General features: G+C 61.0%; 1 protein-coding gene. It reads left to right on the top strand.

All coding sequences use genetic code 11. The annotated features are described in order from the left end of the window. Position 1: 1 nt before the first annotated feature. Positions 2-333: mechanosensitive ion channel family protein (locus EIY87_RS03850; protein WP_449657929.1), on the top strand; the 332-nt coding region annotated here is incomplete at its 3' end.

Below are 333 nucleotides of genomic sequence, written 5' to 3'. Positions count from 1 at the left end.
TATGGGCCAGCAACTGAAGGACGGGCTCGGGCAGGCGTGGAACCTGGTGGCCACGTTCGTCCCGAAACTCGTGGGATTCTTGATCATCCTGCTGATCGGCTGGCTGATCGCGAAGGCGGTTTCGAAAGCGCTGGGGCTGGTCCTCGGCAAAGTCGGGTTCGGGAAACTCGTGGAGAAGACCGGCCTTTCCGGGAACATCGGCAGCCAGAAGATCGACGCGGCGGGGATCCTCGTCAAATTGGTGTACTACTTCATCCTGCTGATCGCGCTGCAGCTGGCGTTCGGGGTGTTCGGGCCGACGAACCCGGTGAGCCAGTTGCTCAACGACATCAT

Origin of the sequence: Amycolatopsis eburnea, from assembly GCF_003937945.1 — a bacterium.
Lineage (GTDB): Bacteria > Actinomycetota > Actinomycetes > Mycobacteriales > Pseudonocardiaceae > Amycolatopsis > Amycolatopsis eburnea.
Note: the sequence above shows the minus strand (reverse complement) of the source record. Positions and strands in the feature narration are given on the sequence as shown.